This is a genomic window from Psychrobacter sp. CX18 (assembly GCF_057396215.1).
In genome coordinates, this window is the sequence record NZ_JBXYJH010000014.1 from 33,915 (window position 1) to 51,451 (window position 17,537).

Sequence of the window (17,537 nt, forward strand, 5' to 3'; positions counted from 1 at the left end):
ATTATAATATTAATAATGAGTAAGTAAGGATACAAAGGCTTTAGACTTTAAAGGAAGTTAATTATGTCTTCAAAAGCATCTTCAAATAATAGCACGCAGTCTCAAACTCAAACGCAAAGTCAAACCCAAACAAAGTCAGAATATCCAACTGAATTTACAAAGCGACCTAGCTATGATGAGCTCAAAGCCAGTGACTCAGAGTATCGCGAGGTCGCTAAGAAAGTAGGTGACTGGTTAGAAAGCTCTAACCTTGATGAGCTGACTCAATATAATGACAAAGCGGCCGATATATTCTATAGGAAAGGCGTAACCTTTACAGTCTATAGCGATGCACAAAATATTGAACGGATGATACCTTTTGACATTATCCCAAGGATAATCAGTCTAAGTGAATGGCAAACGGTTGAAAAGGGCTGCAAACAACGAATAAATGCGTTGAATATGTTCTTGGATGATATTTATCATGAGCAGCATATAATGAAATCTGGCGTCGTACCAGAGTCTTACGTCTTTGCCAGTGGTTGCTATGAGCCGTGGATGATGAATATTAAATTAGACAAACCTATCTATTCGCATATCAGTGGCATTGACTTAATTCGTGATGAAGATGGCAGGTTTTGTGTGTTAGAAGACAATTTGCGTACACCATCTGGTGTGTCTTATATGCTTGAAAGTCGTAACATATCTAAAATGCTACTACCTGAGCTATATCAAGCTGCTTCTGTCTTAAGCGTCGATGATTATCCGCAACGTCTTAAAGCTTGTTTAGCAAGCTCTACCGATAAGTACGATCCTCAAATCGTTATTTTAACACCGGGCAGATTTAATAGTGCTTATTATGAGCATGCCTACTTAGCAAATGAGATGCACGTGCCCTTGGTTCACGGCTACGATTTAATCGTTGAAGATAGCAAAGTGTACATGCAAGGTATTCGCGGTAACGTTCAGGTTGATATTATTTATCGCCGTATTGATGATCCTTTTTTAGATCCCCTTGCCTTTAAGTCTGATTCGATATTAGGGGTTTCAGGATTGATGAGTGCCTACCGCGCAGGGAATGTGGTCATTGTCAATGCCCCAGGTACTGGTGTCGCAGATGACAAAGGGTTATATCCGTTTGTACCCGATATGATTAAATTTTATCTTGATGAAGATCCTATTTTACCAAATGTCACTACGTACCAATGCCGCAAGCCTGATGATCTCAAATATGTGTTGAGCAATCTTGACAAACTGGTGGTCAAAGAGACTCAAGGCTCAGGAGGGTATGGAATGCTAATCGGTCCGACGTCCACTAAGCAAGAGATTGAGAATTATCGTAAGCGTTTACTTGATAATCCAGCAGGATTTGTGGCGCAGCCGACTATTTCATTGTCAACCAACCCTACAACAGTAGCTGATGGGGTATCTCCACGTCACATTGACCTACGTCCCTTTATATTAAGCCATGGCGATAATAGTGTAGATATTGTCCCAGGGGGTCTAACTCGGGTTGCGATGGTTGAAGGATCGCTGGTGGTTAACTCATCCCAAGGTGGCGGTGTTAAAGATACTTGGATTGTCGATGACTCAGTTAGTAAATCAAACAATAGCAGCCTACTAAATGACACTAAAGATTTAATTATTGACTCTATCGCGGCACGTCATACCTATCGCAATGTGACCGCATATCCTGTTGAAGTGGGTTATGAGAGTAATGATGATGCACCAATGATACTGCTATTGTCTACTGCCAATCATCTTGTTTGGTTGGGTAGATATAGTGAACGATTGCACTATTACGATGCGGTAATGAATAAACTTATTAAAAATGAGCTAAACGATGCCGATATCAATAAACTTGTCCATCATCTGGGCTTTAATGCTGATAGTTCGCAAAACGATTATTACAACGCACAGTCCGCCATACTAGGTGTCTTGCAAGATTTAGAAAGTGTAAAAATACCAAGTGTTATCGAGGCGATTGAAGCCAATGTACAAGAAGCAAAAGGTGTACTTGGTAAAGATACCGCTGAGTTATATAACTTAATTAAACGTCTATCCAGTGCTGGCACTTACCGTGCGGCAACCCTTCAGCTTAAGGCGTGTAACGCTGCTATGAAGCAAGAGCATCCTACGGTCACCTGCTTTTGGCAACTGGGCCGCTACTTTGAAGAGTTAGAACGCATGGTGTTATTAGGCGAAGAGGTTACGGATATCTGTATCCACTTTAAAGAGTGTGTGAACAACTTACCGCAAAATACACGATGGAGAGAGCTGATTCGATTGACCAATCAGTTAATGCAGTCACAAGCATATGATGAATACAGTCAATTAAGTCAAGAATTCAACTCTTTACTACAGCAGGGTGTATAGACTATGAAACTTAATATTAATCATCAAACGAATTATTATTATGCAGAGCTTGCTCAGCGAAGTGTGCAATACATAAGAATGTCGCCCATGCATTTACCACATCAAACGGTGCATGAATGGACGGTCATGTTACCGAAACTTGCCACTTCTTTAAAGGATGGCTTTGGCAATACTTGGTTCACATTAAGTCGTAATGAATTGCATGATAATTTACAGATGCAAGCATCTGGCATCGTTGAAATTGATACGTCAACTCAAAGCATCCAAGATACCGGAGAGATCCCTTATTTACTGTTCACCGTTCAAACACCCTTGACGATCTGCTCAACACAAATGCGTGAATTTGCTTCTCCTTATTTAACCTCACCGAATCATGACAGTCTTATAGAGTTTGCAAAGGCACTTATTTCTCAAATGCCTTACACGCCTAATGTAACGCATGTTGGGACGACTGCTAAAGAAAGTTTTGAGATAGGTGCGGGTGTTTGTCAGGACCATACTCATGTGTTTTTAGGTTGCCTAAGAGACTTTCTCATTCCAGCGCGCTATGTGTCTGGTTATATTTATGATCCTGATCAAAATCATATGTCAAGTCACGCTTGGGCTGAAGCGTACCTAGATGGATATTGGTATACCTTTGATATCTCAAACCAATTATTTACGCCTAGTAATCATGTTTATGTGGCCATAGGGCGTGACTATCTGGATGCTGCCCCCGTTCGCGGTGTCCGTATCGGTGGTGGTTATGAAAATCTGTATAGTCAAGTCATGGTTAATCGCATAAATTAAGAGCGATGCTATCTCTTAACGTTATACTGAAACGAACATACAATAACTAACAAATCTTGGCTATTAAATTATTAAAATTTGATTAAAATGCGCTTCAGTTTATTTGCTTTAGGGTACTTTAGAGTTCACTTATCTAATTAAACTAAGTTTTATAGCGTTGTGATAGCGTTTTTAGCTAGATTCCTAAATTGTGAACTTAAAACCTAGCAGTTAGCCCCTCACCCCCTACTCTATTAATAGGATTTATATGACATATTGCGCTGCATTAAGAATAAAGGACGGTATGGTATTCGCAAGTGATACTCGTACAAATGCCGGTGTTGATCATATCTCTACGTTCCGTAAGTTATATACTTATGGTATTGACGGTGAAAGAAGTATTGTGATTCAAACGGCAGGTAGCCTTGCCACATCGCAAGCCGTTTTTACCAAACTACAAAATGCAATTGATCAGCGCCTTGATCAGAATTTATTGACCGTATTGACGTTGTTTGATGCCGCCGAGATGGTTGGTGAGTTAGTCCGAGAAGTTATTGCTAAAGCTCAAAATGTTGCCAACGACGATGTTAGCTCAACCTTTGACAGTACCTTCTTATTAGGGGGTCAGATTAACGGACAGAAGTCAGAGTTGTATATGATTTACCCAGAAGGTAACTGTATTCGAGCGTCAGAAGATACCCCATTTTTTCAGTTAGGTGAAAGTAAATACGGCAAACCCATTTTGGATCGTTCGGTTAAGTTCGATATAGATTTACATCATGCTGCCCAAGCGCTTATGTTGTCTTTTGATTCAACCATCCGCTCAAACTTATCTGTTGGTATGCCCATCGATATGGTTATTTACAAAAATGACAATTTTAAAAAACCTATTATTCGCCGTATATGTGAAAATGATGAGTATTTTAGTGAGTTAAGTAAGCTGTGGTCTGAAGCCTTATCTAATACATTACTGGGCCTTCCAGACTATCCTGAAGATTACTGGAAAGTTTAAAGTGTTTGATTGATCTATAATAATTTAAGTTCAATTGGTTATAATATATAAATGAGCCCTCTTAATCAAAAAGGGTTCATTTTTAGTTAGAAAATGATTTTCTTTTTTGAGTAATTTTTAACTTATAATGTTTAGTGTTTAGATATTTCTATTTGCTTAGGCTATTATATTTAATTTAGTTTATGATATTTAAAGGTCGTTTTGATTAACCCGCTTCATCAATTCTTCAGCGCTCTCCACCCTTTCAGAATATCTATCGACTAAATATTCGGCATTATCCCGGGTTAATAGCGTAAATCTAATTAACTCCTCCATCACATCAACAATACGTAGATAGTACCCTGACGGCTTCATGCGTTTAATCGTATTACCGTGTGTGTCTTCAGTGTCTTCAAATTCTAAGAAAGCTTTGGGTACAGAGGACTGGTTAGGGATAGTAATCATACGCATCCAGCGTCCCAATATTCGCAGTTGATTGACCGTATTAAAAGACTGCGAACCACCATTGACCTGCATCACTGCTAAGGTCTTGCCTTGAGTCGGTCTGACAGCGCCGATTGATAAAGGTATCCAGTCAATTTGTGACTTCATAATGCCAGTCATTGCCCCATGGCGTTCGGGGGAGCACCAAACCATACCCTCACTCCACTGAACCAATTCTCTTAGCTCAGCCACTTTCGGATGACTGATGTCCTCACTATCAGGTAAGGGTAATCCTTGTGGATTGTAAATCTTGGTTTCAGCACCCATAGCATGCAATAAACGTGCACACTCCTCTACCACTAAACGGCTATAAGAGACGTCTCTTAAAGACCCATACAACAGCACAATCTTAGGCGGATGATTGCTATATGTTTTAGTAAAATCAGTGGTTGATGGTATTTGAAATTGTTCTTTTTCTATATTAGGTAGCTTGGATAAATTTAGGTTGTTAGATATTCTTGTAGAATTTGTCATAAATTTTTATTTACTTGTTTGTTGAGTTAATTGTTTCTTTGGAGGTGAAGTTTAAGGTGTATAGCGAATTTAATTTTATTTGCTTAGGCTATTTTTTAAGGCAATAAGGGCACTATGACGTTGTTCTAATGGTAAGTTGGCAATATCATTTAAGGTGGCAACTCTTTGTTCAATCATGGCTATGGTCTCGGCAAAGTTCTGTTTGGTTTGCACCGGATCATCGGTATGCTTAGAGGGATCTGCCAGTCCCCAATGCATCTTGACCATATTCGGTAAACTGCCAAGCCAGATAGGACAACTTTCGCCGGCGGCATTATCACATACCGTTACTAACAAATCAGGTTCGAAGTCGCCCATATATTCAGCGTCATCCCACGAATTACTGGTCAGACCCTCAGTCGCATAGCCTGCTTCTGTCAAATACCTCACTGTCAGTGGATGCACTTTACCAGAGGGTGCACTACCCGCACTCTTAGCGATCAATCGACGTTCACCTGTCGTCTCACTTGGCTTGTCGCTTGCCATCTGATTGGTAATCGCTTCTGAGAGTGCACTACGGCAGCGGTTATGAGTACAGATATAGAGAATTTTTAAAGGTTTCATAAGATAAGTTACTTTAATTGATATGTGGAGTGAATTATTTATTATAAGAGTTTAATTTTTTGCTTAGGCTATTTTATATCATTGATATTTTTCGGACCCCTTATGCCGCTAACTAACAATAGGTAGCCATAGTGCCAATGCGGTCAACGTTGCTAAGAGTACCGGTACGGTCAAAACAATACCCACTTTAAAATAATACCCCCAAGTAATAACCACCTCCTTACTTGCCAGCACATGCAGCCATAGCAACGTTGCTAGAGAGCCAATCGGCGTAATCTTCGGCCCAAGATCCGAACCAATCACGTTGGCATACACCATCGCTTGTGTGATCATATCAGGCTGGTTGGTATCCGCTATCGCCAAAGACTGAATCAATACCGTTGGCATATTATTCATTATTGAAGACAGTCCAGCAGACATAAAACCTGTTCCGATCGTGGCCGCCCATAGTCCTTGGTGCCCTAAAGCGTTTAATGCTATCGCCAGATAATCGGTTAATCCTTCATTTTTAAGGCCATAAACCACTAGATACATACCCAACGAAAAAATCACGACTTGCCAAGGTGCCCCTTTAATCACGGTAGTTACCGATAGCTTTTTATTCACGATCGCGGTAATCATTAATACCAGCGCACCACATCCAGCTATTAAGCTAATGGGGATACCTAATGGCTCTAGCACAAAGAATCCGACTAACAAAGCCAGTAGCACTAGCCAACCAGTATAAAAGGTAACACTGTCTTTTATAGCCGTACTTGGCTTCGGTAAACTCGCCACATCATAGCTTGAGGGTATATCTTGGCGATAAAACATATATAACACTACTAAGGAGCTTAACACAGAGACTATATTGACCGGCACCATCACTTGCGCATAGCGATCAAAGCTAATATCAAAGAAGTCTGCTGATACAATATTGACTAAGTTTGAGACGACTAATGGCAAGCTTGCTGTATCTGCGATAAATCCTGCTGCCATGATAAACGCTAAGGTTGTGGCGGCTGAGACTCGCATCTTTAATAGCATAGCAATCACAATGGGCGTGAGTATAAGTGCTGCCCCATCATTGGCAAACAAAGCGGCAACCACTGCACCTAGTAACACAATCAATGCAAATAGTTTGTTAGCATTTCCGCCCCCTATTCTGGCAACATGAAGCGCTATCCACTCGAAAAATCCAGCTTGATCCAGCAATAAACTAATGATGATAATCGCAATAAAAGCAAAGGTAGCATTCCAAACAATATCCCAAACCACAGGTATGTCGCTAAAGCTAATGACCCCGACTAGTAATGCCACGATTGCACCAATAGTGGCACTGACTCCGATACCAAGCCCCCGGGGTTGCCAAATGACCAGTACTAGGGTAAAAATAAAAATAAGGCTGGCAAGTAACATAGTGAGTCTCTATTTATAAAAGGGCTTTACAATTAAAAGGGCTCTACAGCTTAAATATTGTGGGTATGCTAGTATAAGAATCTGTACTGAGTAGACTGTTCACTTAAAAGTGTAAACTAAATTAATGACAATTATACTATATTCGGATATACGAATATAACCTAATTACTAGAAATATAATACCAAATCTAGAAATTAATCTATCGAGGAAGGCGAGTACCAACGCTACAAATAGTAGGTTCTGTGAACCTGACAAAGATAGGTTCTTTTATAGAAAAGGTATATTTTTATTATTATGCCAGCTCCATTACTTATCTAACTCCTATTAATAAGACTTCTTATGCAACCGGTTCTATTTTTTAAAGCCTTATCTGACGCTACTCGACTAAAGCTGGTCCTTCAAATGCGGGCACAAAACTCAGTGTGTGTTTGCGATCTCACTGAACGACTTGATCAACCACAACCCACCATTTCCCGTCATCTTAGTCATTTACGTAAAGCGGGTATTGTTACTGCTGAGCGTCGTGGCACTTGGATGTGGTATGCCATTAATCCAGAATTGCCGCAGTGGTGTTTGGATGTTATCCAATCCATTGAAACAGATAACGTCACGTTTAATAATATGCATAATGGAATAAATAATGAAATAGACAATCCATGCTGCGACTAACGCGAATAAGTGACATAAATTAATTCATAAGTCTAAGCGGTTAAGTTTAACGTTTGATTAAATCCTAAACAGGCTTGATAATAAAGTTTTGCTTCTCTTTACTAGCTATGTTGTAAACTAGGAATAAAAAAGGATAGCCATATGCCCGTTACAAAAAGCACAGTGCCCCATACGATCAATGGAGATAATACCGTTTTGGCGTGTATTGATGGCTCAAATGTGACTCGATCAGTCTGTGACTATGCGTCATGGTATGCCAGTGAACTAGGCTTACCGGTTAGTCTGCTACACGTGATTGATGTGCCCAAATCCAATCGTCATGATCTAAGCGGTGCTATAGGCATGGACAGCCGTAAGTCACTATTAACAGAGTTGGCTTCTTTAGATGAACAAACAGCTCGGATAGCGAACAAACATGGTGAAGCCTTATTACAAGATGCCAAAGCCCATGTATTGACTACCTTTCCGCAAGCGGAAGTTTATACCTATTTACGCCGCAGTAAACTCCTGCCTGCAATCGAGCACTTTGTAAATGACAGTCGGGTGATTATTTTAGGACGGCGCGGCCAAGATCATCAGAATGATCATGTGAATATCGGCAGTCAGATTGAAAACGTGGTCCGTGCGGTAAATCTTCCGATCATGGTATGTTCCGATGGATTTATCACGCCAGACTCTTACATGGTAGCGTATGACGGAAGTGAAACAGCCAAAAAAGCGATAAACCTTATATGCGATAACCAGATTGCCAAGAATCTAAAAGGTCACATCGTGATGGTGGACAATAAAGACACGGACAATGAAACGGCGCTATATAAAGCACAGAAGAAAATGAGTGATGCAGGATTTGATATAACCGCACACCTTATAGAAAGTAATCAGCAAGGACTTAAAAGTCACCATGACAAAGTGGTTGAAGCATTAACCGCTTTTCGACATGAAAATGACATCAGCATGTTTGTCATCGGTGCGTATGGTCACTCAAAATGGCGTCGTCTATTGGTGGGCAGTACCACCACCAAGCTGTTAACCAAAACCACTGCCCCTGTTATTTTGCTAAGGTAATAAAATAATAAACTAATAAAACGGCATTGCAATAATACAACTTCGCTTATTATCAGCCTATTTTTTTGAACGTTTAAACCTGGCACTAACAACCTTTAAATAACAGCCCTCAATAACATACCATCAATAATATTGTAGCCATAAAAAAGACCTGATATCTATCAGGTCTTTTTTATTGAGTAAAATAATCTAAGTACATTAAAAATAAACTTCATTTACTCTCAGTTGCCCTAACTAAAACAAAATCTCAATAACTATAAATTAAACCAAGTCTAGGAAATCAGCCACAAAGTCACTGGCAGGATGGGAGATAAGAGCGTCTGGTGTGCCAATTTGCTCGACTGAACCATGATTCATGACCACAATCTCATCGGAGACATCACGGGCTTCTTCTTGATCATGGGTTACCATAATACTGGTAACCCCTAGCTCATGATGAATCGACTTCAGCCAAGTGCGTAGCTCTTTACGTACTTTCGCATCCAGTGCGCCAAATGGCTCATCTAATAACAACAACTTCGGTTGAACCGCTAAAGCACGTGCCAGCGCAATACGTTGACGTTGACCACCGGATAACTGATGCGGATAAGCATTGGCTAAGGTCGGTAACTGAACCAACTCTAACAAATGCTCTACCCGCTGCTTGATCTCATTATTAGTGGGACGCTTATCTTTCGGTAATAACTTCAACCCAAAGGCGATATTTTCACTGATGGTTTTATGACGGAATAGCGCATAGTGCTGAAACATAAAGCCGATGTGACGCTTCTGAACTGGAGTATCGGTCACATCTTCGCCGTCGAATAAAATCCGTCCACTATCGGCATATTCTAAGCCAGCAATGATTCGTAACAAGGTCGTCTTACCACAGCCTGATGGCCCTAATAAGGTCGTCATTTTACCTGTCGGTACACTTAGCGTAATGTCTTTAAGTGCCACAAAATTGCCAAAGGATTTATGGACATGTTGAATATCTATACTCATATTTCACTCTTTTTAATTATCAATTGAGTTGCACTTTCTAACCGCTAAATCTTAAATTTTTTGAAACATTTATCTTTGACACTCAATCTTTACCACTCAATCTTTATCTCTCATTGGTTTTCGTAATGACCAATGCGGGGGCAGTTATCGGTTCACGCTTGCTACCTTTAGCAAACTTACGCGTTTGTATTTTTGTCATCACCTGCTGTATCAATAGTGTCAGTAGCGCTAATAGTGCTAACAAACTTGACAAGGCAAAAGCTGCGGTAAAGTTATACTCATTATAGGCAATCTCTACTAACAGCGGCATGGTATTGGTCTCGCCACGGATATGACCTGACACCACACTCACAGCTCCAAATTCGCCCATAGCTCGAGCATTGGTGAGTATCAAACCATATAACAATGCCCATTTAATATTTGGTAAGGTGATGTGCCAAAATACCTGCCAGCCTGATGCGCCAAGTGTTAATGCTGCTTGCTCTTCTGAGTCTCCTTGAGATTGCATTAATGGGATTAGCTCACGGGCAATAAACGGAAAAGTGACGAATAAGGTCGCCAATACAATGCCCGGCACAGCAAAGATTACCTGAAATCCCCAAGACTCTAACCAGCCGCCCATTACAGAGTTTAGTCCAAATAGTAAAACAAACATCAAACCTGCTACAACTGGCGAAACCGCAAAAGGTAAGTCAAGTAAAGTAGTAACCAACTGTTTGCCTTTAAAGTTATATCTGGTGACTAACCATGCGATTGAGATGCCTATGATCATATTAATAGGTAAGACAATAGCGGCTGTTAATAAAGTCAGCTTAATGGCTGCAACGGCTTCTGCATCGGTCAATGCAGCAATATAGAGATCCCATCCGCCTTTTAATGCCTCATAAAATACGGCAAACAAAGGAATCACCAACATGACCACCATAAATAAGGTAGCCACTATTATAAATAAGCGTCTAATCCATGGCGCATCTCTGGTGGCAGCGTTGCCTTCATAATTATAACCATTGGATATTTGCATAACACTTTCCCAAATCTAATCGTATTTTATAACTCAAATGATGCTATTTGGCACCAACACGACGTGACAGTCGCCATTGAAGGATATTCATTGCCAGTAGGATCACAAACGATATCAATAACATAAATAAGGCAACCGCTGCCGCCCCTATCACTGAACCTTGTTCAAGCTTACTGATAATAATCACCGGTAATATCTGAGATTCCATCGGGATATTTCCCGCAATAAAAATTACCGATCCATATTCACCCGTCGCCCGTGCGAACATCATTCCTGAGCCCATTAATAGCGCTGGCATCAGCTCTGGCAATATCACCGTACGAAAGGTGGTTAATCGATTGGCGCCTAATACGGCAGCGGCTTCTTCATACTCAATGGATAACTCCTCAAGCACAGGCTGCACCGCGCGTACAATAAAGGGAAAACTCACTACCACCAACGCTAGCCAAATACCGATAGGTGTAAAGGCAACTTGTACCCCAATCTTCTCAAACCATTGCCCTATCAATCCATTGGGCGCATACAAAGTCGCTAGTGAAATACCTGTCACAGCCGTTGGCAAAGCAAAAGGCAGATCCACTAAGGCATTTATGATTGACTTACCCCAGAATTCATAACGCACCAATACCCAAGCCACTAATGTCCCGAACACCAGATTGGTCAACATCGCATAGAATGCCATCTTTAGTGACAATATAATGGCAGCCATAACGGTAGGCTGATTAATAGTTTCCCAAAATCCAGACCATCCCATTTGGGAGGTGGTAAATATCATCATAGCGAAAGGCAGTATCACCAACAACGACAAGCTGAGTACGGTAATACCCATTGTCAGACCAAAACCAGGTAAGACGTTACGCTGACGCAATCTTGTTAACCAAGGGCGCTTACGCTGTTGACTGACCGGTGGTGGTGTTGAGGATGGCTGGTTCATTAAACTCTCACTACATTAAATTCGGTAACGGCATTAAATTTGGATGATGGCTCTTTTTGTTAAAGGCTCTTTTGGTTAAATACTTTATTAATACAGGCTCTAGGCTAGATTAATACGTTAAGCGATATTAATAGTGCACATGCTAACAGGGCTCACTTATTAAGTTTAATGATGAATAAGGCTATCTTAGTGACTAAAAGGAATATCACAAGAAGTAATTAGATCTAACATAACACCAGCGCTTGGTGTAACTACACCTTATTTATTCCGGTACATTAACCGCTAATTGATCAAAAATAGCCCCTTCTTTAAAGAAGGTATCCATTATAGTATTCCAATCACCAAACACCTCTTCTGCTCGAAAGGTATCTATTGCCGGTAGTTTATCTCTATTCGACTCAAGTACTGAATGATCACTTGGGCGAAAATACAACTCTGCAGCCAATTGCTGGGCAGGTTTACTCCATAAATAAGACAAATATTCATTTGCAACCTGAGTCGTGCCCTTTTTCTTGGCAACGGGTTGAATCACCGCCACTGGGTTTTCAGACTCAATGGTGTAGCTTGGATAGACTATCTCTACTTGTCCTTTGCCAAATTTGCTAGCAGTCAAATGAGCTTCATTTTCAAATGTCACTAAAACGTCGCCCATTTGACGTTGCAAAAAAGTAGTCGTGGCAGAGCGTCCGCCGCTTTCATAGACTCTGACATTTGCCAACAGTTGCTTCATGTACTGTTGGGTCTTAGCCTCATCTTGGTCAAACGCGTAGAGACCGTAACCATAAGCCCCTAAGAAGCTATATCGTCCACTACCTGAGGTTTTAGGGTTGGCTATTATGATTTGCAGCCCTTGCTGAGTAAGGTCATTCCAGTCTTTAATGTGTTTAGGATTGCCCTTGCGAACTAAAAATACGGTGGTACTGGTAAAAGGGACGGCATGGTTTTGAAAAGCAGCTGCCCAGTTGTCCGCAACCAACCCTTTATCGTGAAGCTTCTTGATATCCGAACCCTGATTCATAGTAACGACATCTGCCTGCAGACCACTGGCAACGGACATCGCCTGTTTGCTTGAGCTACCGTGAGATTGACTAATTTTTAGATTCTGTTCTGGATGTAGAGATTGATAATGTTTAATAAACAAAGGATTGTATTCTTTATAAAAATCACGCGAGATATCAAAAGAGACATTTAACAACTCAACGTTTTTAGTTTCAATTGTCGTCGTACTGCCGTCGGCATTGGTAATCGTGGTACTTTGTGTTTGATTGCCACAGGCGGATAAGCTTAACCCCACACTAAATAAAGTGGTCATTGTTGCCCATTTACTTAGTTGTAATGGTAAGTATTGAAATGGCACGCTGAGCAGCTGGCTAAGTGATAAAGGAGTTGCCATAACAGGTGTCCTATAATGCATAATAATTTGAATTCGCTTATGCTATCAACAACCTGTTATTATAATTAGTGATATATAACCCTATCTTAATGAAAGATAGGAATAAGCCTGACAAAGATAGTTTTTATTGAAATAGTTTATAAAAATAGTTTTAAAAGGCACAGGCATAAAAAATGCAGCTATGATTACATAACTGCATTGATTATAGTCCTCAGCTAATTGAATCTAATACTTATATGTCATTTAGATATTAATAATTTACCCTATTTCCAAGTCTTAACGTTTGCTGGGCTAAAACAAGGTCAAAGTAAATTTTAATTAGTTGAGAACGGGCTATAATTTGGGTTGCATAAACTTATTTACTCAGGTGCATTGACCGCCAACTGATCAAAAACGCCACCTTCACTAAAGAATTTATCCATGATCTCATCCCAAGATCCAAACGAATCATTTGGGCGGAAAGTTTGCACAGGTGGCAATTTATCACTATTAGCATCCAATACAGACTTAACACTCGGACGTAAATATAGATCTGCCGCCAATTGCTGAGCAGGCTCACTCCATAGGTAGTCTAAGTATTCGGTTGCCGCTTCCGTTGTACCCTTCTTGTCTGTCACTGCCTTAACCACGGCAACTGGACTTTCTGACTTGATAGAATAGTCGGGATAAACGATCTCTACTTGTCCTTTACCAAACTTAGTTGCCGCTAAGTTTGATTCATTTTCAAAGGTAATGAGTACATCACCGATATTACGCTGAACAAACGTAGTGGTCGCAGCTCGCCCGCCATTCTCATAAACTTTGACGTTTTTTAGTAAATCACGGACAAAGCTTTTGGCTTTATCCTCATCATTATTGAAGCTGTGCAAGCCGTAGCCATAGGCACCTAAGAAGGCATAACGTCCATTGCCCGTGACTTTCGGATTGGCCATCACAATCTCAAGACCGGGCTGTGTTAAGTCTTCCCAACCTGAAATATTTTTGGGATTATCTTTACGCACTAAAAAGACAATGGTGCTCGTAAAAGGTACGGAATAATCAGGGAATTGATCCGCCCAGTCGTCTGCCACTAAGCCTTTTTTCTGCAATAACTCTATGTCTGAGCCTTGATTCATGGTTGCTACATCGGCTTGCAAACCATTTGCTACCGATAGTGCTTGCTTACTTGATCCACCGTGAGACTGTTTGATATTTATATTGACGCCGGGATGCTCGGTCTTATAGTGCTCGATGAACATTGGATTGTAGTCTTTGTAGAAGTCTCGTGCCACGTCATAGGATACGTTAAGTAGCTCGATATCCTGACCGCCTGTCGTAGCACCCTCTGTCGTTGCGGAGTCTTCATTGTTTTGATTACCACAAGCTGATAACCCTAATGCTAAGGCAGCTATACCTGATATCGCAGCAATCTTGGTCGCTTTCACCTTAGTCGCTTTAAACCTAGATGAATTTTCTTTAAATTTAATCGGCATTGACTCATTCCTTTATTAGCAATAATTTGCCATCTTTTAGATAGTAATGAGTGCCATGCTAACAGGACGCCCTAATGATGTTTAATGATGATTTTGGTTATCTATGTGACTTTTAGGAATATACAGGTAGGACTGAAACAGTTATTCATTGATTAATCGTCTTTTTATTGAATAATTGGCTATAAACATAATTCAAGTGAATAATTTGGAGTTTTACCCCTGTTAATTCTTGTAAATTAATGTTTCGCCCTTATAATATAGACAGATTAAAAAAATAATCCTATGCCCTTTTGCCGGTGAACTATGAAACTCTCGAACGCCATAACTGCTCAGACTTTTAAGACTGTCATGCTAAGTACACTAACTGCAAGCCTTTTACTAGGCTGTTATGTACCCCCGCATTCACAAAGTGAATACCCTAGTAAATCGCACCCTCAAATTCATAGACCTAACCTAACGGATAATGGGCATAAACAACATCATGAGCGCAATGCTAACCAAGGCAGTCACCATAACGAAAAGATAGCAGGACATTACAGCCGTAAGTTGATAAATAATACTAACTTGGATGATTCTAATGAAGTCGTCGTCCATGTTGCGCAAGTTAGTTTTATGGACCCGGCAAAACAGATCTCAATAAGTGTCAGTATGGCACCAGATCCTTTACGTCACGATTCGAAATACGCTAACAGCGAGAACACGCTAAACGTATCCTCTAATTCTCCTGCCTGCGACTATCGTGGTACCGCTGAGTTAATGGGGCAAGATGCGCTACATGGTTTGATTTATACCATACCTGTCAAGGGACTTGATGACGATCAAAACCAACTAGCCTCTTCCTTGACATCGTCCTTAGATGGCACTCAGCTTGATGAGAAAGGGTTGGTTTTTTTACGCTTTAAAGAGGGTATGCTTACTATTGATAGTAACAATCCAGAGGCGTTAAATACGCTTTGCAGTGGTTCTCTTTCTTTAAAAGGCGACTACGCTAAACTAAGCTACGTTAACCCACTACACATCAGTAAATGATTAAATTTACTTTAATAGTCAACTGTTTAAGCCTATAAATAACTAAGCCCGCTTCCAAATAATAAACTCAGCAATCGATAATTGCTGAGTTTTTGTTTAATGGCCGTTGTTAACTGATAATAGACCGTTAACTGAAGCTTAGACCGTTAACTGGATTCTAAACTTTCATTCGCTTTTAGCATTTCCATACAGCCGCCGAAGACCAGATAGCCATACTGCTGTATGCTCTCAATTTGTAACGCTTCAGTCGGCTGAACGTCAGCTTCATACGCTAACTCAACGATCTGATTGGTTGAAGAATAAATAAAGTCATCGATACCTTGTTTTGGAGAGTTGCTATATCGCTCTGTCGCTGCTTCTAACAATGCTTCTTCTGGCGCACCTTGCTGCCTTAATGCCATCACAGATATCGCCAATTCATAAAAGCTTTGACACATGGCTGGCGGCTCTTGGGCTTCTAAAGCTTGGGGTTCATCCGCGGATGCGACTATTGGCATGGTTAGCGCCGATATAAAGGTCAATCCTGCTAATAACAGCTTTTTCATATCTACTCATCTTAATTAGGTTTTTTAAACTATACCTTAAAACTGCTAAAAACCCAATGAAATTCAGTATAAAGATTGAGTCTTTAGAACCATGAGGACTTATTCACTAGAACCTTTAAAATTCGCTACGGTTTAGCGTATGCCTGCTCACAACTTTGATAATACTGAAGTGTAAAGTCATGAATTTCATGCGTTTTATCTTGTTGAGATAAATAACGCGGGACTTTAAACGCATCCTCAATCATCGCCTTGACCAACACATGATAATCCTGCCCATAGCCCTCTAGTGCATTATTAGACACTCGCGCCATTTCGGCAGCCGACAACCCTTCTTGTCTTGCCACCATTACCCAGCCTGCCAACTGTGATATCTCTTGGCAAACTTCATTGGCCTGTGCTGAGTTCGAAAATATTAAGACGAAAGTGATACACAATGCCAATAGCGTCTTTTTCATATCGGATGCCTTTGATTTTTGAAGCCTTTGAACACTTGAGTAGATTTAGCCGTTTAAAACTAGTTTAACTGTTTATAAACGCTTTTAATACTAACGCAAAATTATCAAATCTAAAAATTATAAACGCTAAAAGCAAAAACTTAATTTTGACGTTATTGGTGTGCCGAAAGCTATAAGTGATAAACTGGAAGGGTCACGTTATTTACCAGTATGACAAAATCAGATAGTTGTAATAAGCTATTAAGTTAACATTATAAGTATAGAGAATAAATATGAAAAAAGGATTGGTTTTTCTAATTGGTACCGCCTTATCTACCACAGTTATGGCAAGTATTTTAGATGATATGCTGGTCGAGTCTGGCGCAGTAGACAAAAATTATGTATATATCGATCTAGATGCGGCGCAAGAAGTGTTAGATTTCAATCAAAGCATTTTTGAATCGGTACGGGAAGTAGATATGGCAGCGTCCAATGGTGAAGATGTGATGTTGACGCTGTCTCCCTATGCCACTTCTATAACGTTGATTAACCCTAATGAATACTCTAATTCAGAAAAAACACAAATCCAAGAGTATTCACATCGACCCAGTAGTATTAGCATACTGTGCGACAATTTTTTTTATACAGACAAGTATCTCGCTGCCAATGATGTCACGGTGACCTATGCTATAAAAAACCTTAACCACCAAACAATCACTGCTGTAGACCTTAATAATGAGACTTGTCCCGCTCGCTCTACAATTCGTAGGGTGCGCCCCGCGCACCGATAAACATAACAACCTATAAAGATGCGCAAGGCGACATCCTACGGTTTAAACTATCAACCCCGCCTTAGGTGAGGTTTAGCCACGATTGCAGCGGATATACTGACGGACG

Annotated in this window: 17 protein-coding genes; 7 read left to right on the plus strand and 10 right to left on the minus strand. The window is 40.4% G+C overall.

Annotated elements, in window-relative coordinates; all coding sequences use genetic code 11:
• Positions 1-63 precede the first annotated feature (63 nt).
• The 3 genes from AC2SLT_RS11330 to AC2SLT_RS11340 all read left to right on the plus strand — a co-directional run bounded on the left by AC2SLT_RS11330 (position 64) and on the right by AC2SLT_RS11340 (position 4,135).
• Entirely contained in the window at positions 64-2,355 is a 2,292-nt protein-coding gene (locus tag AC2SLT_RS11330; protein ID WP_486547758.1) for a circularly permuted type 2 ATP-grasp protein, read from the plus strand.
• Positions 2,356-2,358: 3 nt separating this feature from the next.
• Complete coding sequence (locus AC2SLT_RS11335; RefSeq protein WP_486547759.1) at positions 2,359-3,144, plus strand: transglutaminase family protein; 786 nt, start codon at positions 2,359-2,361, stop codon at positions 3,142-3,144.
• A gap of 247 nt (positions 3,145-3,391) precedes the next feature.
• A complete protein-coding gene (locus tag AC2SLT_RS11340; protein WP_486547760.1) occupies positions 3,392-4,135 on the plus strand; it encodes a proteasome-type protease in 744 nt (247 codons plus the stop codon).
• A 189-nt stretch (positions 4,136-4,324) separates the two neighbouring features.
• Here the strand turns inward: AC2SLT_RS11340 and arsH are convergent, their stop codons facing one another.
• The 3 genes from arsH to AC2SLT_RS11355 form a co-directional block, all read right to left on the minus strand.
• Positions 4,325-5,092, minus strand: a complete 768-nt coding sequence (arsH, locus tag AC2SLT_RS11345) for an arsenical resistance protein ArsH (RefSeq protein ID WP_486547761.1) — start codon at positions 5,090-5,092, stop codon at positions 4,325-4,327.
• 75 nt (positions 5,093-5,167) lie between these two features.
• Positions 5,168-5,695 (minus strand): arsenate reductase ArsC, encoded by a 528-nt coding sequence (locus AC2SLT_RS11350; protein ID WP_486547762.1) that lies wholly within the window; start codon positions 5,693-5,695, stop codon positions 5,168-5,170.
• A 108-nt stretch (positions 5,696-5,803) separates the two neighbouring features.
• Positions 5,804-7,093 (minus strand): arsenic transporter, encoded by a 1,290-nt coding sequence (locus AC2SLT_RS11355; protein WP_486547763.1) that lies wholly within the window; start codon positions 7,091-7,093, stop codon positions 5,804-5,806.
• Positions 7,094-7,433: 340 nt separating this feature from the next.
• On the opposite strand from AC2SLT_RS11355, the gene AC2SLT_RS11360 reads away from it, so the two are divergent.
• Both AC2SLT_RS11360 and AC2SLT_RS11365 read left to right on the plus strand, forming a co-directional pair.
• Positions 7,434-7,763, plus strand: coding sequence for an ArsR/SmtB family transcription factor (locus AC2SLT_RS11360; protein ID WP_486547764.1), 330 nt, complete (start codon positions 7,434-7,436; stop codon positions 7,761-7,763).
• Positions 7,764-7,904: 141 nt separating this feature from the next.
• A complete protein-coding gene (locus AC2SLT_RS11365) occupies positions 7,905-8,828 on the plus strand; it encodes a universal stress protein (protein ID WP_486547765.1) in 924 nt (307 codons plus the stop codon).
• Between the two features lie 261 nt (positions 8,829-9,089).
• Here the strand turns inward: AC2SLT_RS11365 and AC2SLT_RS11370 are convergent, their stop codons facing one another.
• From AC2SLT_RS11370 to AC2SLT_RS11390, 5 genes are all read right to left on the minus strand, one after another.
• A complete protein-coding gene (locus AC2SLT_RS11370) occupies positions 9,090-9,812 on the minus strand; it encodes a sulfate/molybdate ABC transporter ATP-binding protein (protein ID WP_486547766.1) in 723 nt (240 codons plus the stop codon).
• A 103-nt stretch (positions 9,813-9,915) separates the two neighbouring features.
• Entirely contained in the window at positions 9,916-10,833 is a 918-nt protein-coding gene (cysW, locus tag AC2SLT_RS11375; RefSeq protein WP_486547767.1) for a sulfate ABC transporter permease subunit CysW, read from the minus strand.
• Between the two features lie 43 nt (positions 10,834-10,876).
• The gene (cysT, locus tag AC2SLT_RS11380) at positions 10,877-11,767 is read right to left on the minus strand and encodes a sulfate ABC transporter permease subunit CysT (protein WP_486547768.1); all 891 of its coding nucleotides are present in this window, start codon (positions 11,765-11,767) and stop codon (positions 10,877-10,879) included.
• 262 nt (positions 11,768-12,029) lie between these two features.
• Positions 12,030-13,160: a sulfate ABC transporter substrate-binding protein gene (locus AC2SLT_RS11385; protein ID WP_486547769.1), complete on the minus strand. Its 1,131-nt coding sequence runs from the start codon at positions 13,158-13,160 to the stop codon at positions 12,030-12,032.
• A gap of 359 nt (positions 13,161-13,519) precedes the next feature.
• Entirely contained in the window at positions 13,520-14,632 is a 1,113-nt protein-coding gene (locus tag AC2SLT_RS11390) for a sulfate ABC transporter substrate-binding protein (RefSeq protein ID WP_486547770.1), read from the minus strand.
• A 303-nt stretch (positions 14,633-14,935) separates the two neighbouring features.
• On the opposite strand from AC2SLT_RS11390, the gene AC2SLT_RS11395 reads away from it, so the two are divergent.
• On the plus strand, positions 14,936-15,661 hold the full coding sequence (locus AC2SLT_RS11395) for a hypothetical protein (protein WP_486547771.1): 726 nt from the start codon (positions 14,936-14,938) through the stop codon (positions 15,659-15,661).
• Positions 15,662-15,807: 146 nt separating this feature from the next.
• Here the strand turns inward: AC2SLT_RS11395 and AC2SLT_RS11400 are convergent, their stop codons facing one another.
• Positions 15,808-16,206, minus strand: a complete 399-nt coding sequence (locus AC2SLT_RS11400) for a hypothetical protein (RefSeq protein ID WP_486547772.1) — start codon at positions 16,204-16,206, stop codon at positions 15,808-15,810.
• A 125-nt stretch (positions 16,207-16,331) separates the two neighbouring features.
• On the minus strand, positions 16,332-16,661 hold the full coding sequence (locus AC2SLT_RS11405; protein WP_486547773.1) for a hypothetical protein: 330 nt from the start codon (positions 16,659-16,661) through the stop codon (positions 16,332-16,334).
• Between the two features lie 272 nt (positions 16,662-16,933).
• Here AC2SLT_RS11405 and AC2SLT_RS11410 point away from each other — a divergent pair, with 272 nt between their 5' ends.
• On the plus strand, positions 16,934-17,431 hold the full coding sequence (locus tag AC2SLT_RS11410) for a hypothetical protein (protein WP_486547774.1): 498 nt from the start codon (positions 16,934-16,936) through the stop codon (positions 17,429-17,431).
• Positions 17,432-17,537 lie beyond the last annotated feature (106 nt).